General features: G+C 70.0%; 15 protein-coding genes. 6 read left to right on the top strand and 9 right to left on the bottom strand.

Annotated elements, in window-relative coordinates; translation table 11 throughout:
• Positions 1-95: 95 nt before the first annotated feature.
• Positions 96-1,565 (bottom strand): DUF1501 domain-containing protein, encoded by a 1,470-nt coding sequence (locus tag VT85_RS02000; RefSeq protein ID WP_068409732.1) that lies wholly within the window; start codon positions 1,563-1,565, stop codon positions 96-98.
• A 496-nt stretch (positions 1,566-2,061) separates the two neighbouring features.
• Here VT85_RS02000 and VT85_RS02005 point away from each other — a divergent pair, with 496 nt between their 5' ends.
• The 3 genes from VT85_RS02005 (at position 2,062) to VT85_RS02015 (ending at position 5,813) form a co-directional block, all read left to right on the top strand.
• Complete coding sequence (locus VT85_RS02005) at positions 2,062-3,006, top strand: sugar phosphate isomerase/epimerase family protein (protein ID WP_068409733.1); 945 nt, start codon at positions 2,062-2,064, stop codon at positions 3,004-3,006.
• Positions 3,003-4,094, top strand: coding sequence for a glycosyltransferase family 2 protein (locus tag VT85_RS02010; protein WP_068409734.1), 1,092 nt, complete (start codon positions 3,003-3,005; stop codon positions 4,092-4,094). The genes VT85_RS02005 and VT85_RS02010 overlap by 4 nt, the downstream gene beginning before the upstream one ends.
• 156 nt (positions 4,095-4,250) lie before the next feature.
• A complete protein-coding gene (locus tag VT85_RS02015; RefSeq protein WP_068409738.1) occupies positions 4,251-5,813 on the top strand; it encodes a B12-binding domain-containing radical SAM protein in 1,563 nt (520 codons plus the stop codon).
• Between the two features lie 12 nt (positions 5,814-5,825).
• On the opposite strand, the gene VT85_RS02020 is transcribed toward VT85_RS02015, so the two are convergent.
• Together VT85_RS02020 and msrA are read right to left on the bottom strand one after the other, a co-directional pair.
• Positions 5,826-9,242 carry a PAS domain S-box protein gene (locus VT85_RS02020; protein ID WP_197491046.1) on the bottom strand — a complete coding sequence of 1,139 codons (3,417 nt, stop codon included), beginning with the start codon at positions 9,240-9,242 and terminating at the stop codon, positions 5,826-5,828.
• Positions 9,243-9,381: 139 nt separating this feature from the next.
• Entirely contained in the window at positions 9,382-9,852 is a 471-nt protein-coding gene (gene msrA, locus VT85_RS02025; protein ID WP_068409742.1) for a peptide-methionine (S)-S-oxide reductase MsrA, read from the bottom strand.
• A 204-nt stretch (positions 9,853-10,056) separates the two neighbouring features.
• Between msrA and VT85_RS02030 the strand changes: the two genes are divergently transcribed.
• Positions 10,057-11,160 (top strand): NADH:flavin oxidoreductase/NADH oxidase, encoded by a 1,104-nt coding sequence (locus VT85_RS02030; RefSeq protein ID WP_068409743.1) that lies wholly within the window; start codon positions 10,057-10,059, stop codon positions 11,158-11,160.
• 48 nt (positions 11,161-11,208) lie between these two features.
• Positions 11,209-11,562: an STAS domain-containing protein gene (locus VT85_RS02035; protein WP_197491047.1), complete on the top strand. Its 354-nt coding sequence runs from the start codon at positions 11,209-11,211 to the stop codon at positions 11,560-11,562.
• Between the two features lie 92 nt (positions 11,563-11,654).
• On the opposite strand, the gene VT85_RS02040 is transcribed toward VT85_RS02035, so the two are convergent.
• From VT85_RS02040 to VT85_RS02065, 6 genes are all read right to left on the bottom strand, one after another.
• Positions 11,655-12,377: a DUF72 domain-containing protein gene (locus VT85_RS02040; RefSeq protein WP_068409748.1), complete on the bottom strand. Its 723-nt coding sequence runs from the start codon at positions 12,375-12,377 to the stop codon at positions 11,655-11,657.
• Complete coding sequence (gene ligD / locus VT85_RS02045) at positions 12,374-13,828, bottom strand: non-homologous end-joining DNA ligase (RefSeq protein WP_068409751.1); 1,455 nt, start codon at positions 13,826-13,828, stop codon at positions 12,374-12,376. Before ligD ends, VT85_RS02040 begins: the two co-directional genes overlap by 4 nt.
• A 457-nt stretch (positions 13,829-14,285) precedes the next feature.
• Complete coding sequence (locus VT85_RS02050) at positions 14,286-15,635, bottom strand: Gfo/Idh/MocA family protein (RefSeq protein WP_068409753.1); 1,350 nt, start codon at positions 15,633-15,635, stop codon at positions 14,286-14,288.
• Between the two features lie 123 nt (positions 15,636-15,758).
• A complete protein-coding gene (locus VT85_RS02055) occupies positions 15,759-18,467 on the bottom strand; it encodes a DEAD/DEAH box helicase (RefSeq protein ID WP_068409757.1) in 2,709 nt (902 codons plus the stop codon).
• A 105-nt stretch (positions 18,468-18,572) separates the two neighbouring features.
• Positions 18,573-20,147, bottom strand: a complete 1,575-nt coding sequence (locus VT85_RS02060) for a glucose-6-phosphate isomerase (RefSeq protein ID WP_068409758.1) — start codon at positions 20,145-20,147, stop codon at positions 18,573-18,575.
• A 26-nt stretch (positions 20,148-20,173) separates the two neighbouring features.
• Positions 20,174-20,557 (bottom strand): YidH family protein, encoded by a 384-nt coding sequence (locus VT85_RS02065; RefSeq protein WP_068409759.1) that lies wholly within the window; start codon positions 20,555-20,557, stop codon positions 20,174-20,176.
• A 124-nt stretch (positions 20,558-20,681) separates the two neighbouring features.
• Between VT85_RS02065 and VT85_RS02070 the strand changes: the two genes are divergently transcribed.
• Positions 20,682-21,833: a phosphatidylinositol-specific phospholipase C1-like protein gene (locus VT85_RS02070; RefSeq protein WP_068409761.1), complete on the top strand. Its 1,152-nt coding sequence runs from the start codon at positions 20,682-20,684 to the stop codon at positions 21,831-21,833.
• Positions 21,834-21,842: the final 9 nt, after the last annotated feature.

Consider the following 21,842-nt stretch of genomic DNA (forward strand, 5'->3'; position numbering starts at 1 on the left):
TCGCTCGGCTTAAGGCCGGACGCCCAGCTTTCGGCCGACGGGACGTGACGCCGCCACGCCCGGGCGCACGGGCCCCGGCCCACGAAGCCGCTTCGTCAGACGAGCCCGCCGATCGGGGTCCCGAGATAGACCTGATGCGGGCGTCCTAACTCGTCCTGCCATGCGGTCGTGGGCGGGATGCCCAGCGACCGATAGATCGTCGCGGCCAGGTCTTCCGGCGTCTGCGGGTCCGACGCCGGATACCCGCCGATCCGGTCCGACGAGCCGACCACCCGGCCCCCGGCCACGCCGCCGCCGGCCAGGAACACCGTCTGGACCCGGCCCCAGTGGTCCCGCCCCGGGAGCTTGTACGCCGAGGGGAGCGTCGAGATCCTCGGCGTGCGTCCGAACTCCCCGGCCATGACCACCAGCGTGTCGTCGAGCAGCCCGCAGCCGTCGAGGTCGTCCAGCAGCGCCGAGACCGCCCGGTCCGTCGGCGGCAGGAGGTTGTCCTTCAGGTGGGGGAAGGCGTTGCCGTGGGTGTCCCAGGTCTCGTTGTTGCCGAGGTTGACCTGCACCAGGGCGACCCCCGCCTCGACCAGCCTGCGGGCCATCAGCAGCGACCAGCCGAAGGAGTTCCGGCCGTAGGCGTCGAGCAGCTTCGGGTCGGAGTCCGAGACGTCGAAGGCCCGCCGGACCCCGGCGTCGGTCAGCAGGGACACGGCCGCCCGACGACGGGCGTCGAACTCCCCGGTCGAGGCCGAGGCGTCCAGGCCGGCGCGCTGGCGGTCGAGCTGGGCGAGCAGCCCCAGGCGGCCTGCGAGCCGCCCGCCGCCGAGCCCTTCGGGCAGCGTCAGGTCGGGCACATGGAACTGCTGCCGCCCTTGAGCCCTGGGGCGGTCCTGGTGGTCGAACTCATATTCCGGGAACGCCCCGTAGGCGGTCGGGTCGAACGGGGACGCCTCGACGAACCAGGGGTCCCGGCGAGGCCCCATGGCCCCGGCGAACTGGCCGGGGATGACCCGCCCCGTGGTGTGGACCAGCCGCTCGGGCAGGACGACCGCCGGGGGCAGGTTGCCCCTCGGCCCCGACACGGCCCCGACCACGGCGGCGATCGAGGGCCAGTCGGTCGGGTTCGGCTGATTGACGCTGAAGCCGGGGGGCAGGTCGGACCGCCCGGTGAGCATGACGTGGTGGCCCGCCGAGTGATCGTTGTGCGGGTGGGTCAGCGAGCGGACCATCGACCAGAGGTGGCTGCGGGCGGCCAGGAGCGGCAGGTGCTCGCAGACGTGCACGCCGGGCGTGCGGGTGGCGATGGGGCGGAACTCCCCCCGGATGTCGTCGGGGGCGTCGGGCTTGGGGTCGAAGCTGTCGTGCTGGGCCAGGCCGCCGGAGAGGAAGATGAAGATGACCGACCGCGCCGCGCCGTCCTTGACGCCGGGGGGCGACCCGGCCGCCCGGAGGGCCGCCAGGTGGTCGAGGCCGAGCCCGAGCAGGCCGACCGCCCCGGCCTGGACGGCGAACCGTCGGGTGAAGGACGGGTGCCGGGGAGTTGCGTCCGTCGGGGCCGTGCGGGGGCGAGTCATGGCTTCCCTCCTCTCCGCCGCTCCGAAGATGGCGGCATGGGCCACGGCGGTTGTCCGGCCGCCATGCCAGGCGATCGTACCCGACGACTCCGCGGCGGGCCAGGGCCGGCTCTGTCCTGGGGGCGTGTCTGGCGTCCCTCCCACCGCGACCGAACCGCCCCCGAGGCCGAGTTCTCCGCACCAAACCGCTTCGGGCCCCGCCCCGGACGATCCCTAAAAGTTGCCGCGCCGAGGATCGCTCGCTCCGGGACCTTGGCGTCCAGGGTGGCCCGGAATTTGGTCGAGGGGCGGGGCGCAAGCCGACGCAGTTCGACGACCTTCTCGCCGCTCGCGAGCATCCGGACGAATCGGGGATGGATCGACGGCGCCGGCGAATCGCTTCCTCCGACTCGGTTGCGGCGGCCGGCGGGCCCCTCCCCTGGTGATTCGCGGAGTCGGGCGCGTTAGGCTGGACGCGTCGAAACTTGGCCCGTCGGTCCTGTCGAGGCGTCCGATCATGCAACTGGGATTCGTGTCCGCCATCCTGCCGGAGTACTCGCTGGAGCAGGTGTTGAGCTTCGCCGCGCGGGCGGGGTTCGCAAGCGTCGAGCTGATGTGCTGGCCGCCGGGGAAGGCGGAGCGACGGTATGCGGGCGTCACCCATCTGGACGCCACGGACCTCTCGGCCGGCGCGGTCAAGGCGACGCGGGACCTGCTGAAGAAGTACGGGATCGAGGTCTCGGGCGTCGGCTACTACCCGAACCCGCTCTCGCCCGACCGCGAGGAGGCCGAGACGGCACAGGCCCACATCCGGCGCGTGATCGACCTGGCGGCGGCGCTGGGGGTGGGGCGGGCGAACACGTTCGTCGGTCGAGACTGGACGAAGTCGATCGACGACAACTGGCCGAAGTTCCTGGAAGTCTGGCGGCCGATCATCGACCACGCCGACGCCAAGGGGGTCAAGGTCGGGATCGAGAACTGCCCGATGTCGTTCGGCGCCGACGAGTGGCCCGGCGGCAAGAACCTGGCGGTCTCGCCGGCCGTCTGGCGGCGGATGTTCGCCGACGTCCCCAGCCCCAACTTCGGGCTCAACTTCGACCCCTCGCACTTCATCCTCCAGATGATGGACTACATCCCGCCCCTGGCCGAGTTCAAGGACCGGATCTTCCACGTCCACGCCAAGGACCTGCGCATCGACCGCGCCCGGCTGGACGACGTGGGGGTCTTCGCCCACCCCAAGGCCTGGCACACGCCCAAGCTCCCCGGCCAGGGGGACGTCCGCTGGGGCCCCTTCTTCGCGGCGCTGGCCGATTCCGGCTACGACGGCCACGTCGCCATCGAGATGGAGGATCGGGCGTACGAGGGCTCGATGGAGGCCCGTCAGGACTCGCTGGTGATCAGCCGGCGCTTCCTGGAGCAGTTCATCATCGGCAAGCGTGGAGGCGTCGAAGCCGGCTCATGACGACCCCTCGGCCTCCCCTCGCATCCGGCCCGGAAGACCCCGAAGAGGCGGTCGATCTGTCGGTCCTGATCCCCGTCTACAACGAGGTCGACAACGTCGGCCCGTTGTACGACGAACTCGACGCCGTGCTCCGGCCGTCCCCCTGGCGTTACGAGCTGATCTTCGTCGACGACGGCTCGGTCGACGGCACGACCGCGAAGCTCGAAGCGATCCAGGCGCGCGACCCCGAGCACGTCCGCGCGGCGTTCCTCTGGCGCAACTGCGGCCAGACCGCCGCGCTCTCGGCGGCGCTCGACCTGGCGCGCGGCGAGGTCCTCGTCCCCATGGACGGCGACCGCCAGAACGACCCGGCCGACATCCCCAAGCTGCTCCGGACGCTCGACCAGGGCTTCGACGTCGTCTCCGGCTGGCGGAAAGACCGGCAGGACGCGCTCTTCAGCCGCAAGATCCCGTCGAAGATCGCCAACCGGCTGGTGGCGAGGCTCTCCGGGATCCCCCTGCACGACTACGGCTGCACCCTGAAGGCGTACCGCCGTCGCGTGCTGGCCGGCGTCCGGCTCTACGGCGAAATGCATCGATTCATCCCGATCTTCGCCGCCTGGCAAGGCGCGAAGGTCACGGAGCAGGTCGTCAACCACCGCGCCCGGACCGCCGGCAAGACCAAGTACGGGCTGGGCCGGACGTTCAACGTCGTCCTCGACCTGATTTTGATCCGGTTCCTCCAGAAGTACGCCCAGCGGCCGATCCACTTCTACGGGCGGTTCGGCCTGTGGTCGTTCGCGTCGGGCTTCCTCTGCGTCGTCGCGATGGTCTATTTCAAGTACATCTTCCCCTGGCCGGCGATCTTCTGGTCGGCTAATCTGCCGAGCAAGACGTTCGTGGAGACGCCGCTCCCCTCGCTGGCCGTCATGCTGTTCCTGGCCGGTTGCCTGAGCATCCTCCTGGGCATCCAGTCCGAACTGATCATGCGGACCTACTACGAGTCGCAAGACAAGACGACCTATCTGCTGCGGGAGGTCCGTCAGCGATCGCCGAAGTCGGTGGAGCGGGCCACGTCGCCGGACCGGTCCCCGACCGGCGCGACGTGAGCCGCCCGCTCGATCCGTCGGACGTTTTCGATCCGTTCCCGGTCGACGGCCGCCCCGGCGGAGGCGGAGGCGCGAGGGGCGTCGCGCCGACTTGTCCGGAGACGTCGTTCGTCCCATCACGGTTGATATTCGCATCCTCCCATCGGAAGGACGCCCATGGCACGGATCTGCCTCATCAATCCTCGCTTCCAGACCTCGTTCTGGGGGTTGAATCATGCCATGCCGCTGCTGGGCAAGAAATCCAACATGCCGGTCCTGGCGCTCCCGGTCCTCGCCGGGCTGACGCCGCCGGAGCATGAGATCGTCCTGATCGACGAGAACATCGAGGAGATCGATTTCGACGCCCTGGACTCGTTCGACATCGTCGGCCTGACCGGGATGACCGTCCAGCGGGATCGGATGCGCGAGATCCTCGGCGAGCTGCACGCCCGGGGGATCTTCACGATCGTCGGCGGGCCCTGGGTCAGCGTGGTCGAAGGGGCCTTCGAGGGGCTGGTGGACGTCGTCTTCGTCGGCGAGGCCGAGGAGACCTGGCCCCGTTTCCTGGAGGAATGGGCCCGGGGCGAGCACCAGCCTCGCTACGAGCAGGCCGAGAAGACCGACATGGCCCGGGTCCCCATGCCGAGGTACGACCTCGTCAAGTTCCGCGAGTACGCCACCGGCTGCGTGCAGACGTCGCGCGGGTGCCCGTTCCAGTGCGAGTTCTGCGACATCATCGTCATCTTCGGCCGCCGTCCCCGGATCAAGACCCCCGAGATGGTCGTCGCGGAGATCGACGCGCAGCACCGGCTGGGCGTCCGCCTCATCTTCCTGGTGGACGACAATTTCATCGGCAACAAGAAGGCGGCCAAGGGGATCCTCCGCGCCATCATCGAATGGCAGCACAAGAACGGCTACCCGATCGCGCTTTACACCGAGGCCTCGCTCGACCTGGCCGAGGACGACGAGCTGATGCGGCTGATGACCGAGGCGGGCCTGATCGCGGTGTTCGTCGGGATCGAGAGCCCCGACGAGGAGGCCCTGCGCGAGACCAAGAAATTCCAGAACGTCCGGGGGGGCATGCCCGCGCGGGTGCGGAAGATCCAGGACGCGGGCCTCGAAGTCTACGCCGGAATGATCGTCGGGTTCGACAACGACGACCCCTCGGTCTTCGAGCGCCAGTTCCAGTTCCTCAAGGAGACGCGGATCGTCTTCGCGATGGCCGGGATGCTGTCGGCGATCCCCAAGACCCCGCTGTACGACCGGCTGAAGGCCGAGGGGAGGCTCGACGACGCGGCGGCCGACGACCCCCGGATCGCGACGAACGTCATCCCCCTGCACATGTCGGTGGAGCAGATGCGGGACGGCTGGATCGAGCTGATGGGACGGCTCTACGACGCGGAGAACTATTTCGAGCGGTTCGACGCCCTGTTCGTCGAGGGGCGTCTCCAGCTCGCGAGCGCGCGGATGGAGTGGCTCCGTCGTCGGCGTCCCCTCTCCTATCTGAAGATCCAGGCGCTGACGATCGGCGCCGGGGCCTGGCTGCTCGCCCGGGTCTGGCTCGACCCCCGGTCGCGGCCGTTCCGCCCCGTCTATGCGAAGTTCCTGCGGAGGCTGATCGTCGCGAGGCGGCCCCCGCGCTACCTGTTCCAGTTCGCCATGAAGTGCGCCGTCCACATCCATTTCGCGACCATGACGGAGCGCATGGTGCGAGGCGAGTCGCGGCTGGTCAACACCTGACCCGGCCGCCTCTCAGGGCTCGACGACGGCCACGGCGCCGTCGGGCCGGCGACGGCCGTTTTCGGCGACCGAGTCGAGGATGGCGCGGAGCTGTTCGATGTCGACGGGCTTGACGAGGTGGTCGTCGAAGCCGGCCTCGCGAGAACGGCGGCGGTCCTCGGGCTGGCCCCAGCCGGTGAGGGCGACGATGGTGGTGCCGTGGAAGGCCGGGGTGGCCCGGAGCTCGGCGGCGACCGCGAAGCCGTTGCGGTCGGGGAGGCCGAGGTCCAGGAGGATCACGTCGGGCGGATACGCCGACGCCTCGGCGATGGCCTGCACGCCTGCGTAGGCGGTGTGGACCTCATGGCCGCCGAGGGCCAGCAAGCGGGAGAGGGAATTCGCCGAGTCGCGGTTGTCGTCCACCACGAGGACTCGGAGCCCGCCCGCTCGCGTGCGGTTCTCGTCGGCGCCGGGATCGCCGGGGACGGCGGCCGGGGCCCCGGCGAGGGGGAGGCGGACGATGAAATCGCTGCCGCGGCCGATCCCCGCGCTGCGGGCGTCGATCCGACCTCCGTGCATCTCGACCAGCCGCTTGACGATGGTCAGGCCGATTCCCAGGCCCCCCTGCGAGCGATCGAGCGATCCGTCGACCTGGGTGAACATGTCGAAGACCTTGGAGAGCATCTCAGGGGCGAGGCCGATCCCCGTGTCCCGGACGGTCACGACGGCCTCGTCCCCTTCGCGACGCGCCGCAAGCCCGATCCGGCCGCCGGGCTCGGTGTACTTGGCGGCGTTGTTGAGGAGGTTGGCGACGACCTGGGTCAGCCGCGTCGGGTCGGCGTCGAGCGGGAGCGGCTCGTCGGGGAGGGAGACGGTGAGCGAATGGCGGGCGGAGTCGATGATCTGGCGGCTGGCCTCCACGGCCCCGGAGACGATCGCCTGAAGCGTCGTCGGCTCCTTGCGGAGGCTGATCTTGCCGCTGCCGACCCGCGCGACGTCCATCAGGTCGTCGATCAAGTGGACCATATGGCTGAGCTGCCGCGCCATCATGTCGATCGTCGTGGAGGCCGACGTGGGATCGGGACAGTGGCGGAGGATCTCCAGGCCGGTGCGGATGGGCGCCAGGGGGTTGCGTAATTCGTGCGCCAGCGTCGCCAGGAACTCGTCCTTGCGGCGGTCGGCCTGCTGGAGCGCCTCGGAGAGCCGTTTGACGTCGTCGACGTCGGTGCTGGTCCCGAACCATCGGACGATCCGGGCCTGCGAGTCCTCGATCGGCAGGGCGCGTCCCAGGTGCCATCGGTAGGAGCCGTCGAACTCGCGGCGGAGGCGGTACTCGGTTTCGAACGGTCGGCCGGTGCGGAGGGATTCCAGCCAGATGGCGTGGGTCCGCTCTCGGTCGTCGGGGTGGATGAGGCGGGCCCAGCGGGAGTCGCCGAGGACCCCTTCAGGGGGGCTGCCGTACTGCCGCCACTGCCGGTTGGAGTAGTCGATCGCGCCGTCGGCCCTGGCGGTCCAGACGGCCTGGGGCATGGCGTCCGCGAGCTGGCGGAACCGGGCCTCGCTCTCGCGCAGGGCCTCGCGGGCGGCCACCGCGTCGGTGACGTCGACGCCGTGGACGAAGATGCCGGAGACCTCGCCGTCGGGGTCGTACATCGCCTGGAACACGAAGTTCAGGACTCGGCGGTCCGCCTCGCTCGACCCGCGGTGACGGAAACGGATCGGCGTCTCCTTGCCGACGAAGGTCTCGCCGGTGCGGTACACCTGGTCGAGCAGTTCGAAGAAGCCCTGGCCTTCCAGGTCCGGGAACGCCTCCTGGACCGGCTTGCCGATCAGGTCGCGGTTCCCGACCATCTCGCGGTACAGGGAATTGGTCAGTTCGAAGACGTGGTCCGGCCCGCGGAGGGTGCAGATGAACGCGGGGGCGTCCTGGATGAGCGACGCCAGGCGGCCTCGCTCCAGCTTGAGGCTCAGGAGCAGCCGTTCCCGCTCCTGCTCGGCCCGGATCGCCTCCGAGACGTTCTTGAAGAGGACGGCGACCTTGCGGCCCTCCATCGGCATCGCGTACAGGTCGAACCAGGCGCCCCCCAGCTTCTCGGCCCGGTCGACGAACCGGAGCGGCCGTCCGGTGGCGACGACCTGGGCGTAGGTGCGGAACCAGTGGTCGTCGTGGTCGGGCACCAGCTCGCGCATCCGCTTGCCGCGGGCTTCAACCAGCCCGGTGTGGGTCTCGAAGGCGGGGTTCGTCTCCAGGAAGGCGTAGTCGACCGCACGGCCATCCTCGTCGTAGATCATCTCGATGACGCAGAAGCCTTCGTCGATCGACTCGAACAGGGTGCGGTAGCGGCGCTCGCTGGCCTGGACCTCTCGCTCGGCGCGCTTCCGTTCCGTGACGTCGCGGGCGATGCAGGAGATCCGCTCGGGGGAGCCGTCGGCGGCGAGCAGCGGGGAGAGGTGGACCTCCCAATCCCTCGGGGCGCCGCGCAGGGTCGGGCCGGGCCCCGCGAAGCGGGCGACGCCCCCTTGCGCCGCCTTGCGGACGGCCTCGCGGACCGTCGCCCGCATCGCCTCGGGCCAGAGCGAGGCCCACTCCCGGCCTCGCAACGACTCGAAATCCTCGGCTTCCATGAGGCGACGGCCGTAGTCGTTCATGGCGAGAAGGCGGCCCTCCGGGTCCAGCATCTCCAGCCGATCGACGCTGCCGCCGACGAGCTTTCGGTTCAGCTCCTCGGATTGGTGCAACGCCGCCTCGGCGGCGAGCCGCTCGCCCACGTCCCGGAAGCTCAGGACGACCCCGGCCGTACTCGACTCGTCCCGGATCGGCGCGGCGCTCCCCTCGACCGGGCGCTCAACCCCGTCGCGGCCGAGCAGCACCCCCCGGATCTCCTGGACGCCCCGTCTCGCGTCGCCGACCCAGGAGGCCGGCTCCCCCTCGACCCGCAGGCTGAAGACCTCGTCGATCGGCCGGTCCTGGGCCTCGGGCGCGGGCCAGCCCGTGAGCCGCTCGGCGGCGGGATTCAGAAACGTCACCCGGCCCTCGCCGTCGGTCGTGACCAGCCCCTCGGCGAGGCTTCGCGCCATCGCCTCGAACCGTCGACGGTGGCCCCGATCCTTCTCCTCGAAGTCGCGGTACGCCGCCGAGAAGAAGGCGATGAACCCGGAGACGATCACGAACGCGCCGACGGCCCCGAACTGGACGGCCTGGAAGCCGAACGTCCCGTAGGGGGGCAGGAAGAAGCAGGAGCCCACGACCACCGACAGCGCAGTCGTCAAGGCGCAGGGGATGAGGCCGCCGAGCCAGCCGGTCGCCATCACGGCCCCGAGGAAGAAGGCCCAGGGGGCCCGTTCGCAGAGCGGCCACGTCGCCGCCGTGAGGCCGGCCGCCACGGCGACCGCCGGCAGGATCATCAGATAACGGCCGCTCCGCCGTCGCCTCGAACTCTTCAATGCCACGTCGCGCCCTCCGGTGTCAGGCCACGCCATGGTACTCGAATCGGGGGACTTCGGAACAGTCGGCCTCTGTCGGAAACGGACGAGTCGAGAGGCGCGATGGGCCCGCCCCTGACCTTTCGCGACGCAGTCGGGCTCGGGGCTAAATGTGGCAGGCGCCCCCGCCATGCTTCTGAACGTATCTCTGGTGATATTCCTCGGCGCGCCAGAACGGCCCGGCCGGGGCGATCTCGGTTACGATGGGGCGACCGAAGGCGGCCGACTCGTCCAGTCGCCGCTTCATCTCGGCGGCCTCGCGGGCCTGCTCGTCGTCGTGCGTGAAGACGACCGAGCGGTACTGGCTCCCGTAATCCGGCCCTTGACGGTTCAAGGTGGTGGGGTCGTGGATCTTCCAGAAGGCGTCCAGCAGCCGGTCGTATGAGATCTTCGACGGGTCGTACTCCACCTGGACGACCTCGGCGTGGCCGGTCTGATCGGTGCAGACCTGATGGTAGGTGGGGTTCTCGACCGGGCCCCCCATGTAGCCGGAGGTCGCTTCGAGAACCCCGGGGAGGCGGCGGAAAGCCTCCTCGACGCCCCAGAAACACCCCGCGCCGAACGTCGCCGTCGCCATCTCGTCCGCTCCTCGGTTCTCGGGTCGAAGCCTTGAAGGGTCGCTCGCCGACCCTCATGATTTGTAGGGGCCGATCGGCCTTGCGGCAACCCCCCCGCCCCGGGGGTTGCTCGGCTCCTTACAATGCTGGCGGATCAGACCATTGCAACCAGGGGCCGTGACGCGATCGTCCGGCCCGAGTCGCATCCCCCCAGGACCCTGAACGTGGCCACGACGCCTTCCGCCGCGAAGCCGCCCAGTCTTTACGACCCTCATACGATCCGCGGGCTCACGCTCCGCAACCGGATCGTGATGTCGCCGATGTGCCAGTATTCCTCCCAGGACGGCCTGGCGAACGACTGGCATCTGGTCCATCTGGGGGCCCGCGCCTCCGGGGGAGTCGGCCTGATCTTCGTCGAGGCGACCGCCGTGACGCCTGGCGGACGCATCAGCCCCGGCGACATGGGGCTCTGGGACGACGGCCACATCGAGCCCCTGGCCCGGATCGTCCGCTATCTGGACTCGCAAGGCGCCGCGCCGGGGATTCAGATCGCGCACGCGGGTCGCAAGGCCAGCTGCGACCTCCCCTGGCGAGGCGGCGCGCCGATCCACGACCCGGCTCAGGGGGGCTGGCCGGTCGTCGGCCCCAGCCCGATCCCGTTCGACGAGGGGCACCCCGTCCCTCGCGAGCTGACCGTGGCCGACATCGACGGCCTGGTCGACGACTTCGAGGCCGCCGCCCGCCGCGCCCTGGCCGCCGGGTTCCGGGTCATCGAGATCCACGCGGCCCACGGCTACCTGCTCCACGAATTCCTCTCGCCCCTGAGCAACAAGCGGACGGACGACTACGGCGGCTCGCTGGAGAACCGCACGCGGTTCGTCCGCCGGGTGGCCGAGCGGCTGCGCAAGGTGATCCCCGACTCGATGCCCCTGTTCACCCGGATCTCCGCGACCGACTGGGCCGAAGGAGGATGGGACCTCGACCAGTCCATCGAGCTGGCGAAGCAGTTGAAGGAGCTGGGCGTCGACCTGATCGACTGCTCCTCCGGCGCGCTCGTCCCGCACGTCAGGATTCCGGTCGCCGCCGGGTATCAGGTGCCGTTCGCCTCGCAGATCCGCCGGGCGGCGGGGATCGCGACGGGCGCCGTGGGCCTGATCGCCGAGCCCTTCCAGGCCGAGATGATCGTCGCCAACGGCGACGCCGACCTGGTCCTGCTCGGCCGCGAGCTGCTCCGCGAGCCCTACTGGGCGTTGAAGGCGATGAAGGAGTCGGGCCGCGAGATCCCCTGGCCCCTCCCTTACGGCTACGTCTTCAAGTCGCGTCGGTGATCGTCCCGGAGTCTTCCGGCCCGATCCGAAATGAAGGAGGCTCGCCTCATGGCTCTCAACATCCGGCTCGACGGCGACGTCACCGTCCTGAGCAATTTCGCCCGCCTCATGAACGACCCGAAGCACGTCGACGCGGCGAACGACGTCGAGGACCGCCTCGATCTCGGCGAGCGAAACTTCGTCATGGAGATGAGCAACGTCAACGAGACCGGCGCGGGGCTCCTCGGCCTGCTGGTGACCCTCACCCGGTCGATCCGCAAGCGCAAGGGCGACGTCGTCATCGCCCACCCCAGCCCGGCCATCCGCCGCCTCGTCGACGACATGCGGATGGACGACTTCTGGGACGTCTTCGACAGCGTGGAGGAGGCCAAGGCCTTCTACCATCGCCACGACCCCGAGTGATCGAAATTGGGTCCGTTCGCACCGTCCGGCCGGGGGACGCTCCCCGGCCGGCGCGGGTGCTTTCCCGGCCGCGGCGGGCGCGGGCCGCCCCCTCAGGAACCGACCAGTTCCTTCAGGCGAAGGGCGTTGCGCACGGCATGGCCGTAGCCGTCGTTGTTGAAGTAGGCGAACACGTCACGCCCCCGCCAATCGCCGATCCGGTCGGCCCACCAGCGGAGGTCGGATTCGGAGTACGACCCGGCGTAAAGATGCTCGGGGTCGGGCCCGTGGAGGCGGACGTACACGAAGCCGGCGGTCGCCCGCAGGACGCAGGGCAGGTTCGCCCCGCTGGTGACGCAATACGCCGCCCCATGGCTCTCCAGGACGGCGAACGTCTCCTCGACGTCCCAGCTCGGATGGCGGAACTCCACGGCGACCTCCCGGCCCCCGGACGCCAGGCCCAGGAAGCGGTCGAGGCGGTCGAGGTCGATCCCGAAATGGGGAGGAAGCTGGAACAGCAGCACGCCCCGCTTCCGATTCAGGCGGACCAGGCCCGATTCCATCCGCTCGAGCCACCCCTCCGGCTCGTTCAGCTTTCGGAACTGCGTGAGGCCCCGCGACGCCTTGGCCGAGACGAGGAAGCCCTCGGGCAGCCGATCGTGCCAGGACGTGAAGACCTCGTCCTTCGGCCAGCGATAGAAGGTGTTGTTCACCTCCACAGTGTCGAAGACCCGGGCGTAAGCGTCGAGACGCTCCAGGCTCGACGCCGATCGCGGGTAGAGGACGTCCACCCAGTGATCGTAGCTCCACCCGGACGTCCCGATATGGACGCTCAACGCTCCGCCGCCTGCTCGCCGAAGCTCTCGACGAGCCCCGCGAAGGGGTCGACCTTGCGCAGCCTGGCGAGGACCTTCTTCGCCGTGAACGCGGCCGGGTCGAGCTTGCTCGCGACCTCCTTCCAGTCGAGCGGCGTGGAGATCGTCGCGCCCGGCGTCGCCCGCAGGACGTAGGGGGGGACGGCGTGATGGCCTCGCGCGTTCTGCAGGACGTCGATGTAGACCCGTCCCCCGCGCTTCGCCTTGCGGATCTCGACGGTCGCCCGCTCGGGCATCCCGCCGGCCACCTTCTCGGCCAGCTCGAGCGCCCAGGCCCTCGCCTCGTCGAAGTCCGTCTTGCGGGTCCAGGGGGTCAGGACGTGGAGACCGGTCTTGCCCGAGGTCTTCACGAACGACTCGACGCCCAGTTCGTCCAGCTCCCCCTTGACCGCCCTGGCCACCGAGACGACGTCGGCGAAAGAAGCCTCGCCCGGATCGAGATCGAAGAGCACGAAGTCCGGCCGGTCGAGGTCGCCGACGCGCGAGGCCCAGACGTGGAAGGTCAGCGTCCCCTGGTTCACGAGATAGAGGAGCGTCGGCTCGTCGTTGACCAGCGCGTAGCGGACCGGCTTGCCGCGCTCAGTCTGGAGCTCGACGCGCGGAATCCAGCCGGGGTAGGAAGCGGGCGTGTTCTTCTGCCAGAAATGGGCGGATCCGGCGAGGCCGTCCGGCAGCCGTTCGAGGGTGATGGGCCGGTCCTTCAAAAACGGCAGGAGGCGCCCCGCGACCTTCTGATAGTAAGCGAAGACGTCCTTCTTCGTGAGCCCGGCGTCGGGATAGACGATCCGGCCGGGGTGCGTCAGATTGACCGCCTCCGGCGCTTCGGTCGACGGCTCGGGCCGGGCGGACTCGGCCCGCTTCGGCTTCGACTTCCGTTTCGGTCGCGGCCCGGACTCGGGTTCGGTCCCCCGCTCGGCGAACTCGTCGTTCGACTTCATCAGCAGCCATTGGGGCTTGCGTTCGCCCCATTTCATGCGGACCAGGTTGAATTTCCCCCTGAGCCGTTCGCCGTGCATGACGAACTCGAGCCGGCCGTCCTCGATCGCTTCGGAGACGGACTTCGGCTCGGGCTGGTCTTCCATCAGGCTCTCATAGGTGCCCTGGTCCCAGATGGCGACCGTGCCGCCGCCGTACTGTCCCTTGGGAATCGTCCCCTCGAACGTGGCGTAGCTGAGGGGGTGATCCTCCACCTGGACGGCCAGCCGCTTCGCCGAGGGGTCGAGCGACGGCCCCTTGGGCACCGACCAGCTCTTCAGCACGCCGTCGGCCTCCAGGCGGAAGTCGAAGTGGTGGACCGAGGCGTGGTGCTCCTGGACGACGAAGATCGGCCGCCGGTGCTCCTCGCCCCTTGTCCCGGCCGGCTCTCGGGTCCTGGTGAAGTCTCGCCTGGCGTTGTATTCTTCCAGCGGCATGGCGGTCGCTCCGGTCGGCGTACTCCTCGTCTCCGCACGGACGGGCGCCGTGGACCTGGGACGCTCGCTGCGGCACTCCCCGGCCGATTCGTCCGGCCTGACAGTTCATAGCGTGAAGGAGAGGCCCTCGCCGTCCAACCGGGTCCGGGGCCATTCTTCAGGGTTGGCCACGCCGAAAGCTCCGAGGTCGAGGCGCACGAACATCGGGAACTTCCCGAGGAGTCCGCAACTCCTATGCCGCAAGGCGGCGACGCTTCGCGGACGCAGCGCGGCCTAGGCCGGCTTCTCGAGGTCTTGGGCCGTGTCGACCGCGGCGGGCGAGGAGGACCCTGCGCCGAGAGGGAGTGCAACCGTGGTCGAACGACACGGCGGTGTGGAGACGGCAGGCCCGGAAAGGACGACGCCCGCCGGCTGGGGGCCGGCGGGCGTGGGGAGGGACGAGTGATGGGCGCGCCGCTCAGGCGTGGATGGAGAAGCCCTTGCGGTAGTCGCGACGGATGTACTGGTCGGCGTCGGGCTGGTTCTTGACCTTCATGGCCTCGGCTTCCCACTCGATGCGGGAGCCGACGCGGAGGGCCACGACGCCCAGCAGGACGGTCTCGGTGAGCCGGCCGGCGTAGTCGAAGTTGGAGAGGGCCTTGGACGGGTCGTTGGCCTTGATGGCCTCGACGAACTCCGTGAAGTGGCCGGGCGAGCGTGGGAGGGTCGGCTCGGGCTTCTTGAAGTCCTTGAAGTCGTCGCGCGGCAGGAGCGTGTACTCGGCGCCGTAGTCGTTCTTGGAGAAGAACGAGCCCTTCTCGCCGACGATCAGGAGCCCGCTGCCGGAGGGGTCCTCGCCGTGGAGCAGCGCCTTGTAGGCTCGCTTCTCTTCGGGGAGGTTGCCGCCGCCGTCATACCAGGTGAGGCTGAGCGGGGCGCGGCCGTCACGCTCGCCGAAGTGGGTCTTGATGATGGACCAGGTGGGGTAGGTCTGGTTGTCGACGATGCCCGAGGTGTCGACGACTTCGGCGGCGACGGGGTCGAACAGGTCGAGGCCCTTGGCGGCGACGTTGATGGTGTGGCAAGCCATGTCGCCCAGGGCGCCGGTGCCGAAGTCCAGCCAGCCGCGCCAGTTGAACGGGTGGTAACCGGCGTGGTAGGGGCGATCGTGGGCGGGGCCGAGGAACTCATACCAGTGGACGTGGTTGGGGATGCCCGGATAGTCCTTGAAGCCGGCGATGCCCTGCGGCCAGACCGGCCGATTGGTCCAGACGTGGATCTCCTTGACGCGGCCGATCCCCCCGGCGCGGAGCAGTTCGGCACCTTCGCGGAGGCCGTTCTCGGCGGTCCCCTGGTTGCCCATCTGGGTGCAGAGCTTCTTCTCGGCGGCCAGGGTCCGGAGCAGCCGGGCTTCCTCGATGGACCAGGTCAGCGGCTTCTGGACGAAAGCGTGCTTGCCCATCCGCATGGCCATGACGGCGGCCGGGGCGTGCGAGTGGTCCGGGGTGCTGACGGTGACGGCGTCGATCTTGTCGCCCAGCTCCTCCAGCATCGTGCGGTAGTCGACGTAGGTCTTGGCGTTGGGGAACTTCGCCGCCTTCTTCGCCAGCGTCTTCTCGTCGATGTCGCAGAGCGCGACGATCTCGCCGTGCTTGCCGGCGTCGTTGGTGTCGCTGTCCCCCTTGCCGCCGACGCCGATGCAGGCGAAGCGGACCTTGGAGTTCGGCGATTCCTCGGACGCCCTCGCGATCGCCGGCGCGCCGCCGCCGAGGAACTTCCCGGAGACCCCCACGAGGGCCGACCGGCTCAGAAAGTCACGTCGTTTCATGCTCGCACGACTCCTGGTCTACGAGGAGGGGGGGCGGCCTCGGCCGAGGCCGCGAGTCTTTCGCCTTCAGGATGCCTCACTTTCGAGGCCGTCGCAAGCGTCCGCCCCCCCTCGCCGCCCCGGTCATTCCGGCGGGGAGGTCGACCCCCGGAGCATCGCGGCCATCCCCTCGAACAGCGCCCCGAGGGACGTCGCCGCCTCCGCGGGCGCCTCGATGACGACCCCGCCGTCCTCGCCCCGACGCACGCGCAGACGCGAGAACAGCCGGCGGACCTCCGCCGCGTCGAGCTCGAGCGCCGCCTTTCGTTCCGAAACAATCGTCTCGGCCGGATTCGGTTCCGGCCCCGACACGGTCCCGGATTCGGGCCCGGTCGCCGTCCCGGCGTCCTCGTCCGCGTGGGCCGGTTCGTCGAACGGTTCGGGCGCGTCGTCGGCGATTTCCAGGTCGGCCGGATCGAACGGCTCGATGGCGACCTCGCCGCCGCCGTTCGCGGCCTCGGCGAGTGAGTCTTCGTAGAGCTTCTGGGCGCGGCTGAGGAACGAGCCCGACTGGTCGAAGTGGACGGCGTCGGTCGCGCCGTCGAAGAGGCCCTTGAAGAACGCCTGCTTCGAGCCCACGAGATCGGCGATCCGGGATTCGATCCCTTGCTCGGAGACGAGGTTGTAGACGTCGATCGGCGACTCCTGACCGATCCGATGGATCCGACCGATCCGCTGTTCCAGCACCGCCGGGTTCCAGGGGAGTTCGAGGTTGATCACGCCGTTCGCCGCGCGCTGGAGGTTCAGCCCCACGCCACCGGCGTCGGTGGCGAAGAGGATCCGGAAGGCGGGGTCCTCGTGGAACTCCTCGATGTTGCGCGTCCGGCGCTTGGCGTCCTCTCCGCCGGTGAAATAGCCGGCGCGGGCGTCGGCCGCGGCCAGCACGTCGGCCACGGCCCAGTGCGCCAGGTGGAGCATCCGCCGCCACTGGCTGAAGACCACCACCTTCCGGCCCTGGTCCACCACGAGCTGCTGCACGAGTTGCCGAAGTTCCAGCAGCTTGGGCGCCGAGAGGCCCCGGATGGTCGCCTCGTCGGGCTTCCGACGGCGAATCGACGGCCAGACGTCGGCGAACCGGAGCTGCGCCAGGCCGTTCGAGATGATCCGCTGGGCCGTCATCAGGCTCATCAGCCGGAGGAATTCCGGCGGCCTGAGCGCGCGCCGCCGCGAGATGCTGAGGATCTTCGCGATCGGCTGGTTGAGCGCGTCGTGCTCCTCGATCTGGGCGTCGGTCATCTCGATCGGCACGCGGACGTCGGTCCGCGGGGGGAGCTGGTCCAGGACCTCGGCGCGGGTACGTCGGAGCATGCACGGGGCGAGGCGTTCCCGCAGCGTGTCCAGGTTGCGGACCCCCGCCAGCTCCTTGCGGCCTTCGCCGCGGATCGCGTGGACGGATGCCAGCCGCCACTTCGGCTCCAGCGCGCCGTCGTCGACCCACTCCACGACCGACGCCAGCTCCTCGACGCGGTTCTCCATCGGCGTGCCGGTCAGGACCAGCCGATACCGAGGCGTGAGCCCCTTCACCGAGAGGGCCGTCTTCGTCTGCCAGTTCTTGATCCGCTGCGCCTCGTCGAGAACCACCAGATCGGGCGCCCAGGCTTTCGCCAGGTCCAGGTCGCGCAAAAGTTGTTCATAGTTGATGATGAGGAATCCGTCTTCGCATTCGTCGTAGGTCGCCCGACGCTCCGCGGGCGAGCCGTCGACGATCCGCACTGGGAGGTCGGAGAACTGCGCCCACTCGCGGGCCCACTGCGGCTTCAGGCTCGCCGGGGCGATGATCAGGCCGCGGCCGATCCTCCCCAGCCGCTTCAGGATGGTGCAGCAGGCGATCGCCTGCGCGGTCTTGCCCAGACCCATGTCGTCGGCCAGGAGCATCCGCGTCGACCTGAGGAACCGCTTGACCCCCTCCTTCTGATACGGATACAGCGGTCGCGCCAGCCCACTGAACGCCGACCGCCATTCCGAGGGCCGCACGGCGTCGCGCAGGATCCGCTCCAGCCGGGCCTTCTCGTGCTCCAGCAGGGCGATCAGGGCCGGGTCGAAGCGGGGCGAGTCCGGTTCCTCGGGGACGGCCCGACGCAACTCCGAGACGAGCGCCAGCCGCTTCGCGGGCGCGCGGAGGTGGGCTTTCCGGAGCCGGGCCGGGGCGTCGTCGTCGTGTGCGACGAACAGCCGTCGCAGGCCCGACTTGCTCAAGGCGAGCCGGGGGAAGCCCGCCGCGCCCGCCCGTTGGCACCCCACCCGGTCGAGCCAGTCCCCGAAGCCGATCAGGGGGCGGACCGGGTCCCAGGTCAGGCCGTCGGTCGGCTCGGCCTGGGCCTGCTCCTTGAGGCCCTTCGCGAGCAGCCGGGGCCGGGAGTGGACCAGTTCCAGGACCGCCATGACGTGCTTGCAGACGGCCAGCGAATTCCTGAGGAAGTCGGGGCAGTCGCAGCGGCCGGCGATCGGGTCGACGCCCCGGATCACGGTGCGATAGGGCCGGACGCTCGCCCCCTTCCGTCTCGTCCCGTACAGGCCGAGGACCCGGCCCCCGGCGGGGCGGGCCTGGACCTTCAACTCTTCCTTTCGCGCCGAGTCCCGACGCCGCAGCACCGCGTCGAGGGCCTCCGCGCGCACGAGCGGCTCCTCGGGCGGGACGAGGCTCATCACGTGCCGGACGATCAACTCCGCCGGGATCGCCCCCCCCTTGCGGCCGACCTGCGCGAGCAGGGCCTCGAAGGCCTGGATGGTGTGGTCGAACAAGGACGAGCCCTCGCGCCCGGGCCGCTCCGATTCATTGAGGATGATACTCATGCGACGGCTCGTCGTTCGGTCGGTCGTGACGGGTTGGAGTCGGCCCGGGGGGGGTCGCCGGCCCTTCGATGCCTCCCCCCGCGAGGGGGGGAGGCTTTCGTTCGATCAGACGGCCTGGAACGTCGTCAGTCCGGGATTCGCGCCGGGGGTGATGTGGGCGCGGCCGTTGGCGGCGAGATGTTCGAGGACGAGGTAGACGGTCTCGGCCGAATCGCGATCGCCGAGGGCCTCGGCGATCTGGTCGGCGGTGCGGGGCGTGGCGGAGAGCGCCGCGAGGGCCTTCTCCTGGACTTCCAGGACGCTCGCGGCGGCCTTCTTGCCCGCCTCGACGCCAGGCTGGTGGTAGGCGTTGACGCCGACGAGGATGGCGTAGAGGCCGACGGCCCGCTCGAACAGCGCGATCAGCGCGCCGACGGTCCGGGCGTCGACCCTGGCCACGGTGATGGTCGCCGAGCGTCGGTCGTTGGCGAAGAGGGCCTCGCGGGTGCCGAGCAGGAAGCCGTGGAGGTAGTCCCCCGGAGTGACGCCGGGCTCGACTTCCATCCCCGCGCCGCCGTCTTCGAGGACCCGGATGAACGTGGCGAAGAAGTTGTCGACGCCGTCGCGGAGCTGCTGGACGTAGGCGTGCTGGTCGGTCGAGCCCTTGTTGCCGTAGACGCTGATCCCCTGATCGACGCGGTTCCCTTCCAGGTCGAGGCGCTTGCCCAGCGACTCCATGACGAGCTGCTGGAGGTAGCGGCTGAAGAGCAGCAGCCGGTCCTTGTAGGGGAGGACGACCATGTCCTTCGCGCCCCGGCCGTCGGTCGCCAGATACCACGTCAGGGCGAGCATGGCGGCGGGGTTGCGGGCGGCGTCGCGGGAGCGGGTGGCGCGGTCCATCTCGGCCGCGCCGTCGAGCAGGGCCTTCATGTCGAGCCCCTGGAGCAGTCCTGGGACGAGACCGACGGCCGAGGTCACGCTGGTCCGGCCCCCGACCCAGTCCCACATCGGGAACCGGGCCAGCCAGCCTTCGCGGGTCGCGGCCTGGTCGAGCTTCGAGCCCTCGCCGGTGACGGCCGTCGCGTGCCTGGCGAAGTCCAGCCCGGCCTCGCGATAGGCCTCGGCGACGACGAGCATGCCGTTGCGGGTCTCGGGGGTGCCGCCCGACTTGCTCATGACCACCACGAGCGTCTCGTCGAGCCGGTCGCCGATCCGCTCCAGCTCGCGGGCGATCCCGTCCGGGTCGGTGTTGTCGATGAAATGGGGCTGGAGCTTGTCGGCGTTCGGGTCGCCCAGGGCGTCGGCGACGAACATCGGCCCCAGGGCCGAGCCGCCGATGCCGATCGACAGCAACCGCGTGAACCTCGGCTTGCGCTGGGGCTTCACGGCGCCGTCGTGGACCTGGGCGGCGAAGGCGGCGATCGCATCGAGCGTCGCGGCGATCTCGGCGGAAAGCTCCGGGCTCGGGGCCAGTTCCGGGGCTCGCAGCCAGTAATGGCCGACCATCCGGTTCTCGTCCGGGTTGGCGATCGCCCCCTTCTCCAGCTCCTCCATCGCCGCGAACGCCTTCTCAAACGCCGGCTGCATCCGCTCGAGGAAGCCGTCGTCGAAGCCCATCCGGCTGACGTCCAGCGACACGTCGAGGGCGGGGACCTGGCAGAGCGAGGCTTGGAAGCGTTTCCACAATTCCGAGGCGTTCATGTCGTCGCTCGCATGTTCCGATGGGATCAGGACGTCAGGATCACGAACGTCATGGCCAGCCCGGCCAGCGCCAGGACCCAGGCCACGACGAGGGGCGTGCGGAGGTGGAGCTCCGGGTTGGGGTCCCCGCCGCGGAGGGCCTCGACGTAGGCCCGATGCCGGAACGCCGCGACGACGCACACGCAGACGCCGAAGAGGACGATCGTCCCCCCCAGCAGCGGCGGCACCAGCGAATGGTGGATGCGCGAGGGCCGGACGGCCTCCAGCTCCTCGATCAGGAACCCGAATCGGGCGATCAGGAAGCCGAAGCCCATCAGGCCCAGCGACGTCCGCACCCACGCCAGGTAGGTCCGCTCCGCCGCCAGGTAGACGCGGGGGTCGGCGGCCGGCTTGTTCGGCTCGATTTGCATGGGAATCCCGTGAATCGCGGCGGCCTCGGGCGGCTTCTCCTTGGCCGCGACCGCCCGCCGCCCCTTATCATCGCACGGAGCCCCCGGACGAAACACCCCGCACCGTCCCCGAGGAAGCCCCTCCATGATCGCGCCCCGACGACCCCCCGCCCTGCACCACGCGACGGCCCTGATGCTGGCCCTGGCCGTCGGCTCCATCCCTCGGGCGACGGCCGACGACGTTCCCGATGTCCGGCTGAACCAGATCCAGGTGATCGGATCGCATAACTCGTACCACGTCGAGCCGGCCCCCGGCGTGCTCGACCTGATCGCCCGGGCCAGCGCCCGGGGGGCCGAGTCGCTCCAGTACACCCACCCGCCGCTGGCCGAGCAGTTCGAGGACCGGAAGATCCGGCAGATCGAGCTGGACGTCTTCGCCGACCCCGACGGCGGCCTCTTCGCCGACCCCGCGATCCGCAAGCTGGCCGCGCTGACCGGGAAGGACGTGGGCCCCGACCCCGACCCGGACGGGTCGCTCCGCCGACCGGGCGTGAAAATCCTGCACGTCGCGGGGGTCGATTACCGCACGACGGCCCTCACGCTGATCGAGGCGTTGAGCCAGGTCCGGTCGTGGTCGCGGCTGAATCCGGGGCACGTCCCGCTCTTCATCCTGCTGGAACTGAAGACGGCCGAGGAGTCGCGGATCGCGGGCAAGCCCGTCCCGTTCGACGTCGACCGGATCGCCGAGCTGGAGGCCGAGATCCTCTCGGTCTTCCCCCGCCCGGAAATCCTGACGCCCGACGACGTTCGCGGCGATTCGGCCACGCTCCCCGAGGCGATCCGCGCGCGCGGCTGGCCGAAGCTCGACGAGGTTCGGGGCCGCGTGATCTTCGCCCTCGACAACACGGGCGCCGAGCGCGAGGCCTATCTCCAGGGCCATCCCGCACTCGCCGGCCGGCTGATGTTCGCCAGCGTCGACGAGGGGGACCCGGCCGCCGCCTGGTTCAAGATCAACGACCCGATCGGCCGGTTCGACGACATCCGACGGCTGGTCGCCGCCGGCTTCCTCGTCCGCACCCGCGCCGACGCCGACACCCGCCAGGCCCGCGACGGCTCGACCGTCATGCGCGACCGGGCCCTCGCGAGCGGCGCCCAGTTCGTCAGCACCGACTACCCCGCGGCCGACCTCCGGTTCACCGACTACCAGGTCCGACTTCCCGGCGGCGTCACGGCCCGCTCCAACCCCGTCAGCGGCGACCGGGCGTGGGACGGCTTCGACCTGGAACGCGGGCGGTGAGGCGTCGGC

The organism is Planctomyces sp. SH-PL62 (assembly GCF_001610895.1).
Lineage (GTDB): Bacteria > Planctomycetota > Planctomycetia > Isosphaerales > Isosphaeraceae > Paludisphaera.

Excerpts from the sequence above, each read along its gene's own strand:
- VT85_RS02010 (WP_068409734.1), top strand. The coding sequence starts at position 3,003 with ATGACGACCCCTCGGCCTCCCCTCGCATCCGGCCCGGAAGACCCCGAA.
- VT85_RS02035 (WP_197491047.1), top strand. The coding sequence starts at position 11,209 with ATGGCTCTCAACATCCGGCTCGACGGCGACGTCACCGTCCTGAGCAAT.
- VT85_RS02055 (WP_068409757.1), bottom strand. The coding sequence starts at position 18,467 with ATGAGTATCATCCTCAATGAATCGGAGCGGCCCGGGCGCGAGGGCTCG.
- VT85_RS02005 (WP_068409733.1), top strand. The coding sequence starts at position 2,062 with ATGCAACTGGGATTCGTGTCCGCCATCCTGCCGGAGTACTCGCTGGAG.
- VT85_RS02015 (WP_068409738.1), top strand. The coding sequence starts at position 4,251 with ATGGCACGGATCTGCCTCATCAATCCTCGCTTCCAGACCTCGTTCTGG.
- ligD (WP_068409751.1), bottom strand. The coding sequence starts at position 13,828 with ATGCCGCTGGAAGAATACAACGCCAGGCGAGACTTCACCAGGACCCGA.
- VT85_RS02060 (WP_068409758.1), bottom strand. The coding sequence starts at position 20,147 with ATGAACGCCTCGGAATTGTGGAAACGCTTCCAAGCCTCGCTCTGCCAG.
- msrA (WP_068409742.1), bottom strand. The coding sequence starts at position 9,852 with ATGGCGACGGCGACGTTCGGCGCGGGGTGTTTCTGGGGCGTCGAGGAG.
- VT85_RS02050 (WP_068409753.1), bottom strand. The coding sequence starts at position 15,635 with ATGAAACGACGTGACTTTCTGAGCCGGTCGGCCCTCGTGGGGGTCTCC.
- VT85_RS02000 (WP_068409732.1), bottom strand. The coding sequence starts at position 1,565 with ATGACTCGCCCCCGCACGGCCCCGACGGACGCAACTCCCCGGCACCCG.
- VT85_RS02065 (WP_068409759.1), bottom strand. The coding sequence starts at position 20,557 with ATGCAAATCGAGCCGAACAAGCCGGCCGCCGACCCCCGCGTCTACCTG.
- VT85_RS02070 (WP_068409761.1), top strand. The coding sequence starts at position 20,682 with ATGATCGCGCCCCGACGACCCCCCGCCCTGCACCACGCGACGGCCCTG.